The sequence below is a fragment of the Enterococcus asini ATCC 700915 genome, from assembly GCF_000407365.1.
Classification (GTDB): domain Bacteria; phylum Bacillota; class Bacilli; order Lactobacillales; family Enterococcaceae; genus Enterococcus_C; species Enterococcus_C asini.
In genome coordinates this window covers 1,964,463-1,982,869 of record NZ_ASVU01000001.1, presented here as the reverse complement: position 1 = coordinate 1,982,869, position 18,407 = coordinate 1,964,463, and the positions used below count along the sequence as shown (strand labels likewise).

At 44.4% G+C, this 18,407-nt stretch carries 20 protein-coding genes; all 20 read right to left on the bottom strand.

The window, feature by feature from the left end:
• Positions 1 to 4: 4 nt before the first annotated feature.
• Positions 5 to 4,084 (bottom strand): phage tail spike protein, encoded by a 4,080-nt coding sequence (locus tag I579_RS09520; protein WP_010753814.1) that lies wholly within the window; start codon positions 4,082 to 4,084, stop codon positions 5 to 7.
• On the bottom strand, positions 4,081 to 4,773 hold the full coding sequence (locus I579_RS09515) for a hypothetical protein (RefSeq protein ID WP_010753815.1): 693 nt from the start codon (positions 4,771 to 4,773) through the stop codon (positions 4,081 to 4,083). The genes I579_RS09520 and I579_RS09515 overlap by 4 nt, the downstream gene beginning before the upstream one ends.
• Positions 4,774 to 4,836: 63 nt before the next feature.
• Positions 4,837 to 5,331: a hypothetical protein gene (locus I579_RS09510; protein ID WP_010753816.1), complete on the bottom strand. Its 495-nt coding sequence runs from the start codon at positions 5,329 to 5,331 to the stop codon at positions 4,837 to 4,839.
• Between the two features lie 80 nt (positions 5,332 to 5,411).
• Complete coding sequence (locus I579_RS09505) at positions 5,412 to 7,973, bottom strand: phage tail protein (protein ID WP_010753817.1); 2,562 nt, start codon at positions 7,971 to 7,973, stop codon at positions 5,412 to 5,414.
• Between the two features lie 66 nt (positions 7,974 to 8,039).
• Positions 8,040 to 8,930 (bottom strand): GIY-YIG nuclease family protein, encoded by an 891-nt coding sequence (locus I579_RS12575; RefSeq protein WP_010753818.1) that lies wholly within the window; start codon positions 8,928 to 8,930, stop codon positions 8,040 to 8,042.
• Positions 8,931 to 9,189: 259 nt separating this feature from the next.
• On the bottom strand, positions 9,190 to 9,573 hold the full coding sequence (locus I579_RS09495; protein ID WP_010753819.1) for a hypothetical protein: 384 nt from the start codon (positions 9,571 to 9,573) through the stop codon (positions 9,190 to 9,192).
• A 9-nt stretch (positions 9,574 to 9,582) separates the two neighbouring features.
• The gene (locus I579_RS09490) at positions 9,583 to 10,173 is read right to left on the bottom strand and encodes a major tail protein (RefSeq protein WP_010753820.1); all 591 of its coding nucleotides are present in this window, start codon (positions 10,171 to 10,173) and stop codon (positions 9,583 to 9,585) included.
• 1 nt (position 10,174) lies between these two features.
• Positions 10,175 to 10,516 (bottom strand): hypothetical protein, encoded by a 342-nt coding sequence (locus I579_RS09485; protein ID WP_010753821.1) that lies wholly within the window; start codon positions 10,514 to 10,516, stop codon positions 10,175 to 10,177.
• Positions 10,513 to 10,944 carry an HK97 gp10 family phage protein gene (locus tag I579_RS09480; RefSeq protein ID WP_010753822.1) on the bottom strand — a complete coding sequence of 144 codons (432 nt, stop codon included), beginning with the start codon at positions 10,942 to 10,944 and terminating at the stop codon, positions 10,513 to 10,515. The genes I579_RS09485 and I579_RS09480 overlap by 4 nt, the downstream gene beginning before the upstream one ends.
• Positions 10,937 to 11,275, bottom strand: a complete 339-nt coding sequence (locus I579_RS09475; RefSeq protein ID WP_010753823.1) for a head-tail adaptor protein — start codon at positions 11,273 to 11,275, stop codon at positions 10,937 to 10,939. Before I579_RS09475 ends, I579_RS09480 begins: the two co-directional genes overlap by 8 nt.
• Positions 11,272 to 11,583 carry a head-tail connector protein gene (locus tag I579_RS09470; RefSeq protein WP_010753824.1) on the bottom strand — a complete coding sequence of 104 codons (312 nt, stop codon included), beginning with the start codon at positions 11,581 to 11,583 and terminating at the stop codon, positions 11,272 to 11,274. The genes I579_RS09475 and I579_RS09470 overlap by 4 nt, the downstream gene beginning before the upstream one ends.
• Positions 11,584 to 11,593: 10 nt before the next feature.
• Complete coding sequence (locus I579_RS09465; RefSeq protein WP_010753825.1) at positions 11,594 to 12,808, bottom strand: phage major capsid protein; 1,215 nt, start codon at positions 12,806 to 12,808, stop codon at positions 11,594 to 11,596.
• A gap of 3 nt (positions 12,809 to 12,811) precedes the next feature.
• On the bottom strand, positions 12,812 to 13,549 hold the full coding sequence (locus I579_RS09460; protein WP_051091761.1) for a head maturation protease, ClpP-related: 738 nt from the start codon (positions 13,547 to 13,549) through the stop codon (positions 12,812 to 12,814).
• Entirely contained in the window at positions 13,470 to 14,831 is a 1,362-nt protein-coding gene (locus I579_RS09455; RefSeq protein WP_010753827.1) for a phage portal protein, read from the bottom strand. The genes I579_RS09460 and I579_RS09455 overlap by 80 nt, the downstream gene beginning before the upstream one ends.
• A 57-nt stretch (positions 14,832 to 14,888) precedes the next feature.
• On the bottom strand, positions 14,889 to 15,221 hold the full coding sequence (locus tag I579_RS09450; protein WP_010753828.1) for a hypothetical protein: 333 nt from the start codon (positions 15,219 to 15,221) through the stop codon (positions 14,889 to 14,891).
• 28 nt (positions 15,222 to 15,249) lie between these two features.
• A complete protein-coding gene (locus tag I579_RS09445; protein ID WP_010753829.1) occupies positions 15,250 to 16,848 on the bottom strand; it encodes a terminase large subunit in 1,599 nt (532 codons plus the stop codon).
• A gap of 53 nt (positions 16,849 to 16,901) precedes the next feature.
• Positions 16,902 to 17,126, bottom strand: a complete 225-nt coding sequence (locus I579_RS09440) for a DUF7678 domain-containing protein (RefSeq protein WP_010753830.1) — start codon at positions 17,124 to 17,126, stop codon at positions 16,902 to 16,904.
• Positions 17,116 to 17,304: a DUF5049 domain-containing protein gene (locus tag I579_RS09435; RefSeq protein WP_010753831.1), complete on the bottom strand. Its 189-nt coding sequence runs from the start codon at positions 17,302 to 17,304 to the stop codon at positions 17,116 to 17,118. The genes I579_RS09440 and I579_RS09435 overlap by 11 nt, the downstream gene beginning before the upstream one ends.
• Positions 17,288 to 17,482 (bottom strand): DUF6900 domain-containing protein, encoded by a 195-nt coding sequence (locus tag I579_RS09430; protein WP_010753832.1) that lies wholly within the window; start codon positions 17,480 to 17,482, stop codon positions 17,288 to 17,290. Before I579_RS09430 ends, I579_RS09435 begins: the two co-directional genes overlap by 17 nt.
• Positions 17,483 to 17,484: 2 nt before the next feature.
• Positions 17,485 to 17,874: a DUF4314 domain-containing protein gene (locus I579_RS09425; RefSeq protein WP_010753833.1), complete on the bottom strand. Its 390-nt coding sequence runs from the start codon at positions 17,872 to 17,874 to the stop codon at positions 17,485 to 17,487.
• Positions 17,875 to 18,407: the final 533 nt, after the last annotated feature.

The following is an 18,407-nucleotide window of genomic DNA, read 5'->3' as shown; positions in this document are numbered from 1 at the left end:
CTCCTTAAGCTGTCCACGTACTAATCGTTGGCATCGCAATCGCATTATAGTAACCCGTTATTTTCCCCGTGCTATCAATCCCACTTGGAAAGGCGATGGTCTTACCTGCCAGTTTTAAGCAAATCTCAAGCATGGCTTTCACATCAAACCATTTCCCACCTGAACACAAATGAAGCATGGAGCCACCAAAATAAATGCCTGCTGTTCCACCACTTCTCACCAGATATGGTGTAACCCCACTACCAAGGTTAATGGTTGAAATCTTGAGATAGTAGCCTGTTCCATCGCTGTAGGAAACGCCAAATGGATTACCATTGAAATTAATCGTATCCGAGAAATGAAATCCCTTCTCTTTTCCGTTCTCAAGCTTTCTCGCATACCAGATGAGCTTGGTGGTATAACTTGATGCACTGGAACTATCCTTATGTGCCCACGTCATATACTCCGTGCCGTATTCAAGGTCAAAGACCAAGCCTCGCCAATCGGTATGCCCGCTGATGTTGTTCGCACCTATCGTACCAACCGTTGTCCCACCACGCCTTATCGTCATCCCTTGGGAGTTAATTTCCGTTACAAGGGTACTTCCTGAATAGTAGCCGATAGTTGTTCCTGTGATTCGAATGGAGCTACTTGCCGTGATTGCAGTAAGAATATTGGCTGCGAGTTTGTCTGCCGTAATGGAACTTGCGGCTATGCGACTAGCCGAAAGTGTACCCGTGGTAATCTTCCCCGCATCAAGGCTTGCGATTTTGGCACTCGTGATGGCTGCATCCGCAATCTTTGCTGTGGTAATCGCTGCACTACCAATCATCGCTGAAGTAATCACCCCACTATCAATGGTTGTTTGACCTGTGATATGGACTTTGTTCCCTGCAATCAAAATGCTTTCAGGTGAAATATTGATTTGGTTAATCACATCGCCTTTACCCACTCGGAGGTTGATGATGTCCTTTTGCATCATAATGGCCGAATATACGGTGTTGGCTTTTGTGTAGTCCTCCCTAACAGTAGCCGAGAAAACATTTCCATCATACTCATCAGGTTTTATAGTCGTGTTCACTCGTACCCTGAGTTTCATCGCATTACTCGGCACAGTTACCACACCAGATGAACTCTGATAGGAAATCTGGGTATAAGTGGATTCGTCCATTGGGTTCATGGTGAATGGACTCGTAGTCGCATTGTAAATTCCCGCATACGAGCCGTTTTTGATTGAGAAGAAAGCAATATAAACGTAGTCGCCAAGCATTCCTGAGATTTGTTCAGGTGTGATGTTCCACGTATGAATGGCATTGCTTGAGTTCGTGACCGTGTCGATTTGTTGCCACGTCCCACCCGCATAAAGCAAGACGATGTTATCAGACGTATCTTTTCGACCATTCCAAGTGATGGTGTTTGGTAGTGCTCTTCCACCCATTGGTAGCTTGTAAATCACCAGATAGTCTTCTGCTGAGGCATAAGGATTAGAGGTGACTGAACCTGTGATGGATAAGGTTTCAACTGCCTTTGAGTTGAGATAATCAACGATAGTCGTATTGTCATAAGTCCCAACCACCAACTTCTCGACATATTGTTTCGCAGCTGGCACATAGTCTACATAAGGCAAAGTGAAACCATAGTAATGGTAGTAAACCGTTAAGGACGACCCGTCACGTCTTTGACCGATGAGCTTGTCCCCTTCTGCTACATCAATATACTCAGAACGAAGGTAGTTGGTTGCAGAAATCTCCGAACCATCAGACGTGCTGAGAGAGCCTTGTTCCCAGTTCTTGACTTTGAAGGGAACACCAATTTCTTCTTGGAGTTCAGATACTTTCAAAAGCATGGTGTTTGATGTTTGTTGAATGAGTGTTTCGGCTGACGTCACTCGACCTGTTAGGCTATCTACTGAACTTTGACTGGCCTTAGAAGCAATTTGTCCTGCTTGAACCGTCAGACTCGATTCGGCACTCGAGATTCTGCCAGTTAGCGAATCTACCGAAGTTTGACTCGCTTTGGCAGCTATCTGACCTGCCTGAACGGTAAGTGTCGACTCAGCAGTTGTCATCCGTCCTTGGAGATTCGTGATGTTGGTCGCAGCCAGTTCAATTTTTGTGGCATGTTGACTTACGGTAGTGGTCAATGTTTCGGTTGCAGATTTTGCTTCAAGGGCTGTTACCAATGATTGGTTCAACCCTTGGTCGAGAACTGCCGTTGAAGTTGTGGTTGTGCTATCCGAATAAGTCGTCACCACTCTTGTCCAGTAATATTTACCGTTCGCCCAAGTCGGAATGGTGTTTGACCATGAACCACCTGTTTGACTGGTACTTGAAGTCGAGAGGTAAAACTGCTCACGAACTGAGGTAATGGTTGGCGCATTTTGCCCCGGAGCACCATTCGTTCCTGGACTACCTGTTGCCCCAGTCGCCCCCGTGTCGCCTGTATCTCCCTTATCCCCTTTGGCTCCTTTCTTAGAAACCGAATAGGAAGTGGTTGTGGAGTTGTCTTGCAGTGTAAAGACTGTTCTCGTCCAGAGATACTGGGTTGCTGAAACAGACGGCACGGTGCTTTGCCAACCTGACGTTGGTGCTGTCGTACCACTGGTGCCAGCCGAATAGGTTACGACTGATGATTTCACCGATTTATTGAAAGCAGAGTCAGCGGCTTGACTGGCAGAATTTGCGGTTGAGTTCGCTTGGTTAGCATTTTCCAAGGCGGTCATTGCTTCATCAAAGGCGGTGTTTGCCTTCTCCAAAGCATCAGCAGATTCCTCTTGAGCCTGAGCTACTGCTTGTTTCACTTCTTCAGCTGTCAGGTCATTTGCCAAAGCGTACCACTGTGTCACGCCATCACGAATTTCATAAACCCACATTTCTAGCTTGTCACCGTTCTCTTTGTACCAAACATCTCCAAGTTTCGGATTAACAGGTGTGTCCGGACCATAAAAGTTGGTGTTCTTGCCATTAGCTGCCGTTAGTGCATAGTTGGCATCGTCTTTGGCTTGTTCCACCTTGGTATCAACCTTCTTGATGTCCTTCGCCACATCCGTGAATTTCGGCATGATGTTTCCAAGCGTGATGGAAATGAAAGCCTTCAAGAGTGGATCATACTTGTACTCAACCATTCGAGCCGTCACATTAAATCCGTCTTCTGCGTGAATGACGGAAACCGTGTCCCCAAGATAGATGGTCTCAAGACTTGAGAAGGCTTTGTATTCCTCGGTTCGTTCCAGTGGGGCAAATTCCACATCATAGGTCGCAGTCGGCAAGTCAATGTGACCTACAGTAAATTCCAGTGCTGCAAGTCGTCTGAGCTCTTCATAGGCTAGTTCCTTAGTCGCAAACTCGCCTTCTTTATCGCCCACCTTGACGTTGTCGTATTTGATGACCTTGATTTTTGGACTAACGTAGTTATTGATGAGTGGACTATCGACATATTTCTCAGGCAAGAACAGTCCATCATAGCCCTCAGGCATAATGCGAGTGACGATAGACGAATAGTCCAAATCAGCGTTATAACCTGTGAGGTTCTTCTTGTCTCGTATCTGGACACCATTATCACTGCCACGATGGGCAAGCATGGCAATCGAAAAGTTATCTCGAACAATATCGCCACCGTATCGAGCTCGATAGCCATTATCCAGGTCACTATCAAGCAAGACCTCAACTGGATTCAAACGCACCAAGCGGACGTTGTTTACGGTCGTGATATTGGACGTTCCAGTGAACGAGTGACTGACTGCTGTTGCACCTAGTAGCTGTGTCAGTGCTCCAGAACCATTCTTATTGACGATATAGGTATCTTCAATCAGATTCTTTGCCAAGTCATAGAAAATGTGATGGGCTACGATATGGACGAAATCACCAAGCGAATCATCACGTTCAACGATTCGGAAAAGTTGGTCTTGAAGTTCAGGTGCAGGGCATTTCACTATCATCTCAGGTCGAAGTTTGTCGCTTGCCTTGGCGTGAATTGGATAATCGAACTCCAAAGAAAAAAGCCCATTGAGTTGTTCGGAAACAACTGGGCTTACGACATAATCATCAAGGACAACGAGACCATTATTATTGAAGTTTGATTCAGTTTTCTCATATAGCACAATCATAAAAATCTCCACCTCGGTTCTATCTCTACTTTGGTAATTCCCGTCCCAAGCGTGACTGTATTAGCCCCTACTCGGAATTCAGGAAACTCACCTGTCATTAGGTTGTTTGCAGCCACGTCACCATAAAAGCATTCCTTCAATTCGCTATCTATAATCAGATACTCTGACTGCAAGTTAAGGACGATTGGCCTGCCATTAATGGTCAATGTCCTCGTGCCACTACCGAAAATCTTAATTCGTGGCAAGGAGTAAACGTTACCGCTATTCGTCACCGTTCCCGATGAGGTTCGGTTGATGAGTGGAACGTCCATCTTATAGAGAAAAGGCGAGCACGTTATTTCAATTTCAAACTCCCACAAAGTGGAGAGGACTTGGGTTAACCCACTTGCTAGGACGGTTTTCACTTTATAATAGACTGACGGATCATTGGAAAAGCTGATAGTCTTGGCATTCAAGATTTGTGGGGAGATGGTTCGCCAAACGGTCCACGCATCTTGTGCCCAGATGACGGCTTTCAAATTAAATGTCATATCCTTCCAACCTTTGAACAAGGTCAAATCTCCCTCTCGACCATCCACCTCGATATTCTCAATCACACGTTCTGTTGATGGAATGACTGGAACTTGCGTGATGCGAAGTCCAAGATCAGTCCGTGAGTTGATTGTTCCATCTAGAATAAACGCATTCAAGCTACCACCTCCTTTTTAGTATGAAAAAAGGATTGGAATCAAACCAATCCTGATAAGTACAAATTATAATTTGGGAAGTTTAATGTCGGTTTTTCCTCCCAGAACTGCTGCTGTACCACCAACCAGCACAACTGCGGCAAGTGCAGCCTGACCGAGAACAGCCCAATTATACTTCTTATTTTCCGAGTCTTTCTTATCAGCCATTTGCGCGACTTCAACCATTTTATTGATGTAAAATTGTTTTTCCTCGAAAGGAACATCTTCCTTTTCAGCTGCGATTCTTAATGTAGAAATGATTTGATCATATGCATCGTAAACTCGATTGCTACTGTCTTTATCTTTTTCAAGAGTCTTATTTAAAGTTTCCTTATAGTCAGTCATAGCTTGCAGAGAAACTTTTGCAAATTCTGGAAATTGTTCCAATGCTTTTTTTGCTACTTCGGGATCCATATCTTGAAGCATGGATGCAAAACTCATGACCTTGTCCTTGGATAGATGCCTAAAATCTGGGATACCTAGTTTTCTTAATACTTCTACTTCTGTTAATTGATTCGCCATCTCGAAACCTCCGTCTCAATCAAATTGTTTACCTATTATTTATTATACAACGGATGTTGACAAGCCATCAAATTCCATTCTTAATAAGCATAATTTCTACGTTTCAAAACAGCTAAGCTCTTATCAATTTCAGGAGCTAGGCGACCAACCAACGTCCCGTCGTCAAGAGTAATCTTGATGTCCATTGCTTTAAGTAGTGCCGGGAACATTTCAGTCGTAATGTTGGTAAGTGTATCCACCTTCGCACCCAAATCAAGCATAGAAAAGGTGCTGTCGATTGCTGTATGGACGCCTGTATCAATATCAAAGTTTGGCATATCCAGTTTGGTTGGAATGGCATCTTGCATGGTTTTCGCCACACCTGTCATTTCCTTATCGAAACCAACGCCAATCCCCAGAGCCATGTTCTTCCCGATTTCATCTCGGAACAAAGTTGAAGGTGAGTGGATACCAAAGAAGTCCTTGATACTGTCTACCACGCCACCAAAGAAACCTGAGATTTTACTTCTCAACCAACCTGCGGCATCAGCGATACCATTCCACAAACCTGTAATCAGATTCAGTCCAATATTCGCCATGGTCGAAACATACTCTCCAAAGGCATTCACAAGTCCTGTGATGATTTGAGGGACGGCTTTGACAACTGCTGAAATAATGGCGGGCAAGTTTTGCACCAAAGCTACGAGTAGTTTCACACCTGCTAGAATAATCTTGTCGATATTTCCAACCAATGTGCCAGTGATTGCATTGATAATCTGAGGCAGAGCATTCGCAATTGTTGTGATGATTTGTGGCAAAGCACCAATTAAGGCGACTAGAAGTTGAATACCTGCATCAATCAGTTGAGGAATTGCCCCAATCACCGCATTGATGATGTTCTGAATAATCACAGGAATGGCTGCCACAATAGCGTTGATAATGTCAGGTAAAGCCGATACCAACGAGGTCAAGAGCTGAATCCCCGTCTGAATAATGACTGGAATGGAGCTGATGATGAAGTTCACGATACCTGTAATAATCTGTGGCAAGGCTCCAATCAATATCGGTAGTGCCGTAATCAAACCTTGAGCCAGTCCCATAATCAACTGCAATGCAGCATCTAGGAGCAATGGTAAGTTCTGAATCAGCCCGTTCACAATTGTGATAATCGCCTGAATGGTAATTGGAATCAGCTCAGGCAAAGCCTCACCGATACCTTGAATCAAGGTTGTCACTAACTGAAAGGCAGCATTGATGAGGAGTGGCAGATTTTCAATCAAGGTCTGCACAATCGTGAGGACTGCTTGAACCACCACTGGAATAAGCGTTGGTAGCAATCCCAATACCGTCTGCAAGACTTGCGAGAATAGTGATGTCACTGATTCTAGTAAGGTTGGCAACAACTGCCCAATCGCTCCAATGACCGCATCAATTACTGCAGGCAAGGCGGAGACTATATTTTCAATAACTGGAATGATGTTCTTGAGGACATTTTGGAAGGACTCAACCACATTCCCAATCAGTGACCCAATATCTGCATTGGCATTTCCTAATCCCGCCATAAGGTTGGAGATTGCTGACTGCATTCCATCAATTGAACCACTGATGGTTTCAGTTGCTTCCTTGGCGGTCGTTCCTGTAATGCCCATTTCGGTTTGAATAGCATGGATAGCTTCTGTCACATCTGCAAAGTTTGACAGGTCATACTTCTTGCCTGTGATTTTCTCCGCATCAGAAAGCAAACGTTCCATCTCGCCTTTCGTCCCGCCGTAACCTAGTTTGAGGTTGTCCAACATCGTGTAATTCTGCTTAGCAAACCCTTGATAGGCATTTTGGATGTCGGACATGTTGGAGCCCATCTTATTGGCATTATCACTCATATCGGTGATAGCTTGGTCGGCTACTCCAGCAGCCTTTGCCGTATCTCCGTTGAGTGATTGAATCAAGCTTGCAGAGAAACCTGTGACAGTTTCCATGTATTCATTGGCGGACATCCCTGCTGTTTTGAAGGCATTATCTGCCGACTTTTGAACTGTCTTTGAGGCATCACCAAAAAGGGTATCAACCCCGCCGACCAATTGTTCATAGTCGGCATAAGCTGATACCACTTGTTTGCCTAATTCAATTGCGGCTGCACCCGCAGCAAGAGCAACAGCTCCCATTGCAGCACCAATGCCTTTAAGGACGCCACCAAACTTCTCGAACTTGCCACCAGACTTTTCAGCCTCATCACCCGTATCCTTGAGTTCATTGCCAAGGTTATCCGTTTCTTTGGTGACATCCACTTCTTCTTGCCTCATTGAGTCGAGTGCCTTCTCGTTGGTCACAAGATCTCGCTCCATACCGTTGAGTTGAGCCTTGGCATTATTGAGTTGAATCGCCCAGTTCTGAGTTCGTTTATCATTTTCACCAAAGCTATCTGATGCATTTTGAAGGGCACTTTCAAGCGTGGTGATTTTCTCTTTCTGAGCATCAATCGACTTGTTGAGGACAGCATTTCTTGCCGAAACCGCCTGAATGCTTTTGTCGTTTTTATCGAACTCAGACGATACCAACTTCATTTCTGAACCCAGTACCTTAAAGGATTGGTTGATGTCACGAAGGGAGTTCTTAAACTCCTTCTCGCCTTCAACACCAATCTTTAAACCAAAGTTATCTGCCACTAAACCTCACCTCCTCTCTGATTTCGGGCATCAAAAAAGACCGCCTTAGCAGTCTTTCACAAATTATTATACGATTCGCTGGATGTTGAAAGCTTTCAAATATTGATCCAAGTTATTTTTTAAACTTACAGCTGACTGATTCGTGTAGATGAAGTCGCCATTATCTATTTGAGTGTAAAGTTTAGCATTGCTTCCTGCTGAATATGCTTGCACTTCCGAAATATAGTGTCGTCCTTTTTTACTCATAAAATTCAACTTCAAATCTTGATAAACATTAGGATACGTCTTCGCCAGATGTTCTATAACCCTAAGGAAATAGTCCTTGTTACTTGTACCTTGATATTTGAAGCCATCGCTTAATTCCACAAAAAAGCTAACGGCAGGCTGAACAACCGATCCAGCGGTTGCCACAGGCGTGACATTGGAAACAATTGGTTTTGCTTGCTTTGAACGTTTTCTACGTCTCTTAACTTCCTGTTTAAAGACAGTGATACCGATTAACTCTAGCAGCAAGAGGGCATTCTCAATAAAATTATCAAATCGAACCCGATCGAAATCATTTACATTGGTCTTGTTTCCATTTTGTTTATTTTCGATATGGAGCTTTTCAACTTTCTTTGCTCTATCAATAAGATTAGCTTCTATATAATCGATAGCACTTCGATTTAATGAGTCATCTTTGGTAGTTATCAAAACACACTTTGACCAAAAGTCCTTCGATTTATCATGCTGCTTTAGACGCGTTTGGAGTTCAGAAGCCTGCCCTATATAAACCCCTTCATCAGAAAGCAATAGATAAATACCCCAAAATGAAGTTTCTTTCTTTTGGAAAAGTTGATTAATATTGTCACGTGGAGAAACAAACATCGTACCGTTCCAACTGCTATCCTGAACAGTTAATAATCCATCTAAAGTTCCATCTTCTAATAATAGTTCAATTATCTTTGCTGTAGCCATTGCTGCAACCTCCCTGACCCGATTCGTTGTCTATAATTATATCATCAAATATGTGATAAAAATATGAACAACTAAATCCCAGCAGGAATAATATCATCGATGAACATCTCAACCTTGGGCTTACTGATACCACTGAATTGCTTATGACATTCCCACAAATCCAAAAACAGTCCAAGCGAACAGAACCAAAAATCATCTGGTGTCATGCCCATTTGAACTGTTCCGTAATAGTAAAGGCGAGTAAATGTTTCGACATCACTTACTCGCCTGCTTTGTTTTTTGTTTCAATCTCGCTTTCGATGTTACGAGCTGTGCCTTTAAACATTGCCTCCGTGATGGCTGATTTATATTCAGCAAGTTCAAGAGGAGAGGTTAAAAGTTCCACATACTCAGTCGTGAGTTCTTCTTTCTTGTCGATCTTGTTCTTCAAGTTGTGAATCTTGATAGACTGATTGGCTAAAAGCGTAATCAGCCAGATGATTTCATCAAGGGCAAGTTCAAAGTTCTCTGACTTGAGGAGTTTATCACCCAAATTTTCCAATCCACCATAGTGACTGGCTATTTCTTTGGTCGCCTTAGTTGTCAAAATGAGTTCATATTCATCTCCGCCAAGGGTTATCTTGGCACTTCGTTCTTCTGTCATGATTTCCTCCTAGGCTTCAGTAAATTCTGGTTCATAAACACTTGCGTACCACCCGCTGATGGTTGCTGCATCCACTCCAGTATCGTTTTCATCCACTTCCGCTTTCCACGGGTGTTTGCCTTGTCCATCAAGTTTGTTTCTTCGCATTACCGTTCCCTCAATCGTTGGAGTTGAGAAGGTAATGTCGTCACCCTTGGTCGCAAGACTGGTGCTTGGTACGGCAAACTTCACTCGGTAAAGCCACAGGTATTTGTATTTCCCGTTTGATTTACGAGCACGGAAACCAATCGCAACGAGTGTACCTCCATCCTCGGTGGTTGAAATTAAGACTCCGTTATCATCAACAGTTGCTCCCACAAGCACGGCTGCCACACTTCGCCCAATATCATCCACGCCTAGCGTGAGTTTCCCGTTCTTAAATTCCTTTACTATCTCTGATGCACCATCGTCCGCAAACAAAGTCGCCTCGGCAAGTTCAACTGACAATTCAGCGGAGATTGCTTTGGCAAGTTTTACTGGTGTGCCATAGGTTTCTTCACCCGTGGTTGCTGCTTCCGTAATCGGTGCATAGAATAATTGATCCAATCCAATCGTAGCCATCTTATCCCTCCATTTCATAATGCTTGGCGACATCTATCGCCACATGAAAATATTTCGCTTCTTTTTCAAATCCCACAAACAAGCGATCCGTAATCGTGAAATCGGCTTGAAGCAAGACTTGAGTAATCTGTCGTTTTGTTTCTAGGTAGTTGCCCTTGGTAAACAATGAAATCCGAACCTCGTTTACATCAATCTGAGGGAAATTGTCTCCGTAGACCTCAAATCGGTCAGTTAGTGGTGTGAGCACCACATAAGTCTCAGGCGCAGCATCACTGAACTCCCCAGTTTCAACTGGAATGCTGAGATTCGTAAGCAAACCATTTAATTCCTCTAGGATATTCAAATGCCCTCCACCTCGCTTTCCAGTTTTGCCTTCATGGCATCAATGCAAGATTTTCTCGATTGCGACTTGGCAGGTTTCAAGAAGGGTTTCGGTGCTTGCCCATGACGACCGTACTCAAGGATATTAGCAATCTTGGCATTAGAGTCACCATCAGAACGAGGTTCATCAAATCCTACCTTGATATTCCAGTTCCCGTCCTTATCTTGACGAGCCTGCGATATACCAAGCGCTCGTTCAAGCTCACCCGTTGACCTGCTGTCAACCTTGGTATTCGCACCAACAATGGCTGAAAGGTTGGTTCGCACTTTAGCTTCGACCACCTCAGCCCCACTTTCTAACACTCGTGGCAAGATTTCATCCGTCTTGCTTTCTAGTTTTGAAACATTTATCAAGAAGTCCTCTGGCATCTTCATTATTGCTTTAGCCATCTGCACTCACCTCAACTTTCGTAGTCAGAACCTCAAGATACATCCCTCTATTCCGGACATTTTCAACGGAAATGATTTGATACCTATCATTTTCAGATAGGATAACCATCTCAGTCGTGACTTTGAGGTTCGGGATAACTCGCAAACGAAATAGGCAAGTCGCTGAGCTGAAAGTCGCAAGGTTTACCCACTTCTCTGTGGCGTTCTTTTCTTCCTTGTAAGTTCGTACATTTGCCAGAACTTCATCTTGTTTGGTCACAAAACCTGCACTATCTTTTCGGTTGACCGTTTTTATGATTTGAATACGCTGATCCATTTTTCCAAAACTCATACTTGCCACCGCCTATCTAGTCGGAGTAACAGATTGACTGTATTCCAGACTTGACTACTGGCATTGACATTATCAGAAAAGAAACCTGCTGTTGAGCCGTCACGACTTTCATAAAAATGACTGGCAAGCATGATAATTGCTTGTTCAGTCGTGGCGGGGATTTCATTTTCCGAATAATAGCCTTCTGTAAGGTGTTGGTAGCTTTCGGCATAGGAAAGAGCCGTCAGAATCAATCGTTCCAACAGCTCATCATCTTCACTATGCTCGAGTATGAGATTCGCTTTTACCTTCTCAAGTAAATCGCTCATAGGCTCACTCCTACGATGCCGCAGCGGATGCTTTCATCTTCAAGATTTGAACCGCTTCTGGCAAGACGAGTTTGCCGTCTACACGTTCTTTGGCAAGGAATCCAACCATACCGTTACCTGCGAAGAGCTCACGGAGTTGGTCGAAGGAGCGTACGCCACGGTCGCCAATGTTGTAGTAGCTGAAATCTCCAAACGCAATGACTGGTTTACCTGCTGCTACGGTGGGAACATAGGCAGACGTATAAACTGGGTAGCCAAATAATCGGTCAGGTTCTCCTGCTTGAAGGGATGATTGCCACAAGTAAGCTCCGTTGTTATCTTTGAGCTTACGGATGAGGGCAATCGTCTGGTCATTCATGATGAATTTCGCATTCTTACGATACGGACGTTTTAGCGAATGAACTAAGTTAATGATTTCATCCGCCGTGATTGAACTCTGAGTATTAGTCGTAATGGCTACTTGCCCACCACCGTTTTCAGCGAAGATACCGAGTGGCTTGCCTACTCCGTCTCCATTCAAGAAGGCATTTTCTTCTGCGTTAGCCAGTGCTTTCGAGAATTGCGTGAGGATGTAGCTTTCAAGGTTGAAGGCATTATCGTAAAGTAACTCATCCGTCACCTTAATAGCCACATGAAGTTTGTGGGCATCGAGGATGATTTGGTCAAAGCTTGCATCCTCAAATACGAGTGTGCCACCTTCTTCAATCCACGATGCGGCTGGTTTAGCCCCAGCGATATTGATTTTGTGCTCACCACTAGTCGTGATAGTCGTTCCCAAGGTACGCATAATGTTTTCTTCAGTGAGACCATCAATCAAGCGCTTGTCGTATTCTTCGGGTACGAGATACCCGCCTGCCGTATCCACACCTTCTTGGAGGACGTTTGACACTTGGCGGAAGTTAGAGCGTAGGGCTTGAAGTACGCCTTCTTTGTACTCGTTAGAAGCACGACCAGTTTTCTTAGGTTTCGCGTTGTTCTCAGTCTGCATTGGCTGAGAAGTGAGTGGCTCAGACATTGGTTTTGCCATTTCACGTTCCATCGCTTCCATGGACTGCATGCGCTCGATTTCTTTAGTGAAGCTTGAAACCTTCTTTTCCATGTCTGCATAGGTCTTGGCATCTTCATCAGACATCAAGCCGTCTTTGTCTTTCTTTGCTTCAACGAAGTCTTTCGCACCTTCCCATGCTTGCTTACGTTTGTCCATCAATTCTTGAATCTTGTTCATAGGTTAATCCCTCCATGTTTTCATTAAAAATAGCCGTTCTTCAAGAGAATCGGCTTTGACAGTGTTTGTTGGTTTTGGTTCTTCTTTGGGTTCAGGTGGTTGAATACGACAACGCTTGGCTATCTTATCCATCAAAGAATTCATGACCGTTGCCTCAGAAAACACCAGATTCCCTGCTTGTGGGATGTCCTCATCCACTTTCCCGATGATTTCATCCGTAAAGCCTAAGTCCAGTGCAGAATGAGCATCCATCCATGTTTCGGCATCCATCATATGAGCGAGCTTTGTTCGGCTCATACCTGTTTTGATTTCATAGGCATTAATGATTGACTCTTTCACCTCGTCAAGCATAGCAATGGCTTTCTGCATATCCACTTTCTCCCCGAAAGCTACCGTGGAGGGGTTGTGGATCATCATCATGGCAACGGGGCTCATCACCACCTTATCCCCTGCCATCGCAATAACACTCGCAGCCGATGCCGCCAATCCATCAATCTTGACTACCACATCCCCCGAGTATTCCTTCAACATGTTATAAATCTGAGCAGCAGCTACACAATCGCCACCGGGACTGTTTATCCAAACCGTGATATTACCTTCGCCACTCATCAGTTCATCCTTAAATAGCTGTGGGGTGACATCATCATCAAACCAACTGACCTCAGCGATTTGTCCGTTGAGATAAAGGGTTCGGTCGGAGATTTGGCTTTGCTCTTGGTGCTCCTGTGCTTCGGGTGTCATCAGATTTTTCGGTGTCTGATTCACCCATTTCCAAAACTTCTTCATCTTGGTTTTCTTCCTCCTGTCCTTTGGTATTTTTCGCAAATGCCCCAGCACTTTTGAGTGGGAGCATATTGCCATTCACGAGATACAAATCGCCACCTTCATCCTCTGGAATGCGATCAAGGTTTTCGAGTTCTCGAATATCGTTAGCTGACATCCAACCGTTCTGACGACCTGTCGCATAGCCATTCATTCGAGATTGGTAATCACCTCGAAGAAGTCCGTCCACATTGAACTTGATGAAGTAGTCCTTCTTCTCGTCAATGCTTAGGAGTGCTTTCGTCATCGCTTGTTCCCACCGCATCACCCAAGGGTCGAGGGTGTACTTCACGAATTCTAGTGACTGTTGCTCGATATTTGAAAAGCTCGACTTCTCAAGGTCTCCAACCATGTGGGGTGGCACTCTGAAAATTCGAGCTATCTCGTTAATTTGAAATTTTCTTGTTTCCAAGAACTGTGCCTGTTCAGGCGATATGGAAATCGGGCTGTACTTCATTCCTTCTTCAAGGACAGCAACCTTACTAGCGTTGGATGAACCTCCGAAGGTCGCATTCCAACTTTCTCGGATGCGGACTGGGTCTTTCAACGTCCCCGGATGTTCAAGCACTCCCCCTGGATTTGCCCCATTCGCAAAGAACTTAGCTCCATATTCCTCACAAGCTATCGCCATACCAATCGCATTTTTTGCCATTGCGATAGGTGAATACCCCACCAAACCATCAAAACCTAAGCCCGGAATATGCAAAACTTCTGACTTAGAAATCCTCACTTGTAGTCCAGAATCAACTGTGTAAAGGTAGTAAATCTCCTTGTTTTCATCACGATTGACGCCCATCCTGTCAGGCATAAGTGGGTAAAGACCTACCACTTCGCCCTTACCATTTCTGATGATTTGAGCATAAGCATTTCCCCACAAGAGCAAATGAGTCATCAACGTTTCTCGAAATACAAATGAGGTCATTTCGCTATTGGGTTCATCATGGAGCAGAAAGTAAAGCGGATGGTCGACTGCCTTTTCTTTGCCCCCACCTTCACGATATTTGTAAAAGTGTAGAGGCAGTCCTGCGACCGCTTCAGCTAGGATACGGACACAGGAATAAACGGCAGTCATCTGCATAGAGCTTTGTTCTGTCACTGTTTTGCCTGCCGTGGTCTGGCCAAACATGAATCGGTATGGTGAGCCAATCGTCTGATTCATTGGCTTGTCTCTCGACTTAAAGAGCCGATTAAATAATCCCATAGGTTACTTCCTTCCTTTATTTTGGGTATCAAAAAAGCACCTTCGTTTTGAAGATGCCTATTTGTTCAAGTTCAATACTTCTGATTTAGCAACGTTTAGTGCGTTCAATCGATTCGATTGGAGTGTGAACTGAGAGGTTCCATCTGAGAATTTTGCTTTTGATTTATCAGTTCGGTTAATCATATCGTCAAAAGCCTCTAGCACAGACAATAACTCATCATGAGTCAACTCGACCATTTCTCCATTCATTAACTTAAGAGCAACTGTTAACGCTTTGATGTTATTCTCAAGCATCCTATGTTGCCATTTACCAGCCTGAATCTTTTGTATTGCTTTTGATGACTTAGAAAGTAGAGAATTTAATGGATCTAAGACTGCTTTATCGTACATTTCATCCCTCTTCGTGACTAAAATTATATCACAGGATTAACAACCCTCTATCATCGTAGACACTTGCTGAATTATTATTCCCACAACGGATAGCACGGTCGAGTGCCATGATGGTCGCAATTGCTCCATCAATCTTCTCCGTTGATTTTTCTTTGTCTGCTTTGATGTTTCCAGCGGGGTCAGTTCGAATGAAAATGTTATCCATATTCCATCGAAGAACAGGATGACCACCGTGAGCGATTTTCTGCTCAAGCGTGAGTTTCATCAACTCCTTAGTCGGTGGGCTCATATCCTTGAATCCTTGTCCGAATGGCACAACCGTAAAGCCCATCCCCTCAAGGTTCTGCACCATCTGCACTGCTCCCCAACGGTCGAAGGCGATTTCTCGGATGTTGTACTTTTCACCGAGTTCTTCGATAAAGGTTTCAATGAAGCCATAATGGACGACATTCCCTTCTGTGGTTTTGAGCCAACCTTTCTTCTCCCACAAGTCATACGGGACATGGTCACGTTTCACTCGAAGGTCAAGCGTGTCCTCTGGTATCCAGAAATAGGGCAAGACGACAAACTTATCATCTTCGTCCTCTGGTGGAAATACCAACACAAAAGACGTGATGTCGGTTGTACTTGAAAGGTCAAGACCACCATAACAAACCCGTCCTTCGAGCGACTTTTCATTTACCTTGAACCCACAAGCATCCCACTTATCCATTGGCATCCATCGAATGGCTTGTTTCACCCACTGGTTGAGCCTTAACTGCCGGAATGAGTTTTCCTCGGCAGGGTTTTGCTTGGCGGACTCACAAGCTGCTTTCACCTTATCAATCCCAACCGTGATACCAAGTGACGGATTTGCCTTCTTCCAAACTTTCGGATCTGTCCAATCGTCAGATTCATCTGCCCCATAAATCACTGGATAGAATGTTGGGTCGTGTTTTCGACCGTCAATAATATCCAATGCCTTCTGATGTGTTTCGTAACAGATAGAATTAGTATCAGTACCCGCAGTCGTTATGAGAAAGTACAATGGTTGAGTTCTGGCATCCCCTGACCCTTTCGTCATGACATCAAACAGTTTACGATTGGGCTGAGTATGCAATTCATCAAAGACGACCCCGTGAATATTAAAGCCGTGCTTGGAGTACGCTTCTGCCGACAAGACTTGATAAAAACTATTCGTTGGCTTGAAAACAATCCGCTTTTGCGAGGCAAGGATTTTCACTCGCTTGTTGAGTGCCGGACACATCCGGACCATATCGGCAGCTACCTCAAATACGATAGAGGCTTGTTGCCTATCCGCTGCACAGCCATATACCTCGGCACGTTCTTCTCCGTCACCACAAGTGAGCAAAAGAGCGACTGCAGCCGCCAGTTCCGACTTGCCCATTTTCTTGGGAATTTCAATGTAAGCTGTGTTGAACTGACGATAGCCGTTCGGTTTGACCGTGCCAAACAAGTCACGAATAATTTGTTCTTGCCAATCAAGGAGTTCAAACGGTTTTCCTGCCCACGTTCCTTTGGTATGGCTCAGGCACTCGATAAAGCTCACGGCATAATCAGCAAGGTCTTTATCGTACTTTGATGATTTTGTCTTAAACTTGGTCGGCTTATATTTCTTCAAAGGCAACCATACCACTCCTTTCCATAAGAAAAACAGCCCGAAAGCTGTTCTTCAAAATTTTAGTTATAGGTCGCAAGCACATACTGGAGTGCTTTCTCAACCGCATCATCAGTCGGTTCAATATCCCATCCACGGTCGTAGTTGGCGACAATCTTCCCTTTCACTCTTAGCTCCAATTTTGAAATGCGACCTTCATCAATCCCAAATTCACTAGGCTCCTCAAAATGCTTCACGCAGAAGGTCACGCTGGTCTTATCAATCTTAATCACGCCATTAGTCCACATCTGTCTCATCTCCTGTCATGATGAAATGCACGTAGTCCTTCTTGTGGTCCTCAATGAAAATTACGAGGTCAAAGAAGTTACGTTCGTGGGCTAGTCGTTGCACGTAGTTGGTATCGAGCATGTTGGTCAGCCCAGACTCTTGAATGACAATGATTTGTTTCTTAATTCTTGGATTCATTTTGCCCATCCTTTCTGCCTTGCTTGTAGGCGGCGATCAACGCCTCCTCAAGGCTCCACACAGCAATGTCGAGGAAATCTTCACGGTCACTGTTGTGTGCCTTCAAGTCGCCTCGTTCAGGCAAGCCGTAGATGTGTTTCTTAGCAATGTTGTAGATTTTACGCTTGTTCACTGTCATGGCTAGAACCCCTTCCTGATGCGAATCATCTCATAGACCTTGTCGCTTGGATAAAAGTCCACCCAGACCAAGTCGTCATTCATCACCAATCCTGTAATGAACTGCCAGGCATCATTGTAGGTTTCAAATTCGTCTACGTTGCCGTTTTGGTAAACCAGTTTGAAGGTTGGCTTGGGTTTGACGATTCGCACCGTGTCTTCTCCATACAGAACGTTCAGGCTTGAACCGTTGTCCCAGCGAACGAGTAGTGAACCAATGTCGTCCACCCCCGTCACCGTTCCCTGTGTGCCCTTTGGTGGGGCGTACGTGTCGCTCATGGCTACGAGTTCCACCCGAGTACCTTCAGGGTATGTTTCTTTCAAGCGTTCGATTGTTTCACGATTTGGCATCATCTTGATGTCCTCCTTTTGCTTCTTTGTTCATTACATATATCACTCCAAAAGCCTTTTATATCAAGTGATACAAGCACTTTGAGTGGTTTTAATTGATACAAATTTCGATTACGTAATGTAAGCAAATTCACCATAATGAAGTCTAGCGAGTCTTTGGTACTCGTCTACAGTCTCATCAATAGATTCAAATGTTCCACCGTGGACGGTTTTCCCATCAATTCGAACATGAATGTAGTATTTCCCTGTTCGCTTATTAAGATAAACCCCCTTGTGTTTCTTCCTCGAACGCTGGTAAAGTGTGTTTTGCTGCTAAGTACAGATTCTCAAGTTGGACTTTCGATTATCCATAGGATCGAAATTAATATGGTCAACTACGGTATCAGAGGGCGCACCCATCACAAGCCTGTGAAGAAATATCTTTCCCTCTTTTCCTTTTGACGCGATATACCCATTGCCATTGTCAAACCATGAATACCTAGACAAAAGCGGTACATCTTCAGAGTCAACGAGGACTGATGAACCGCTTTTCAGCA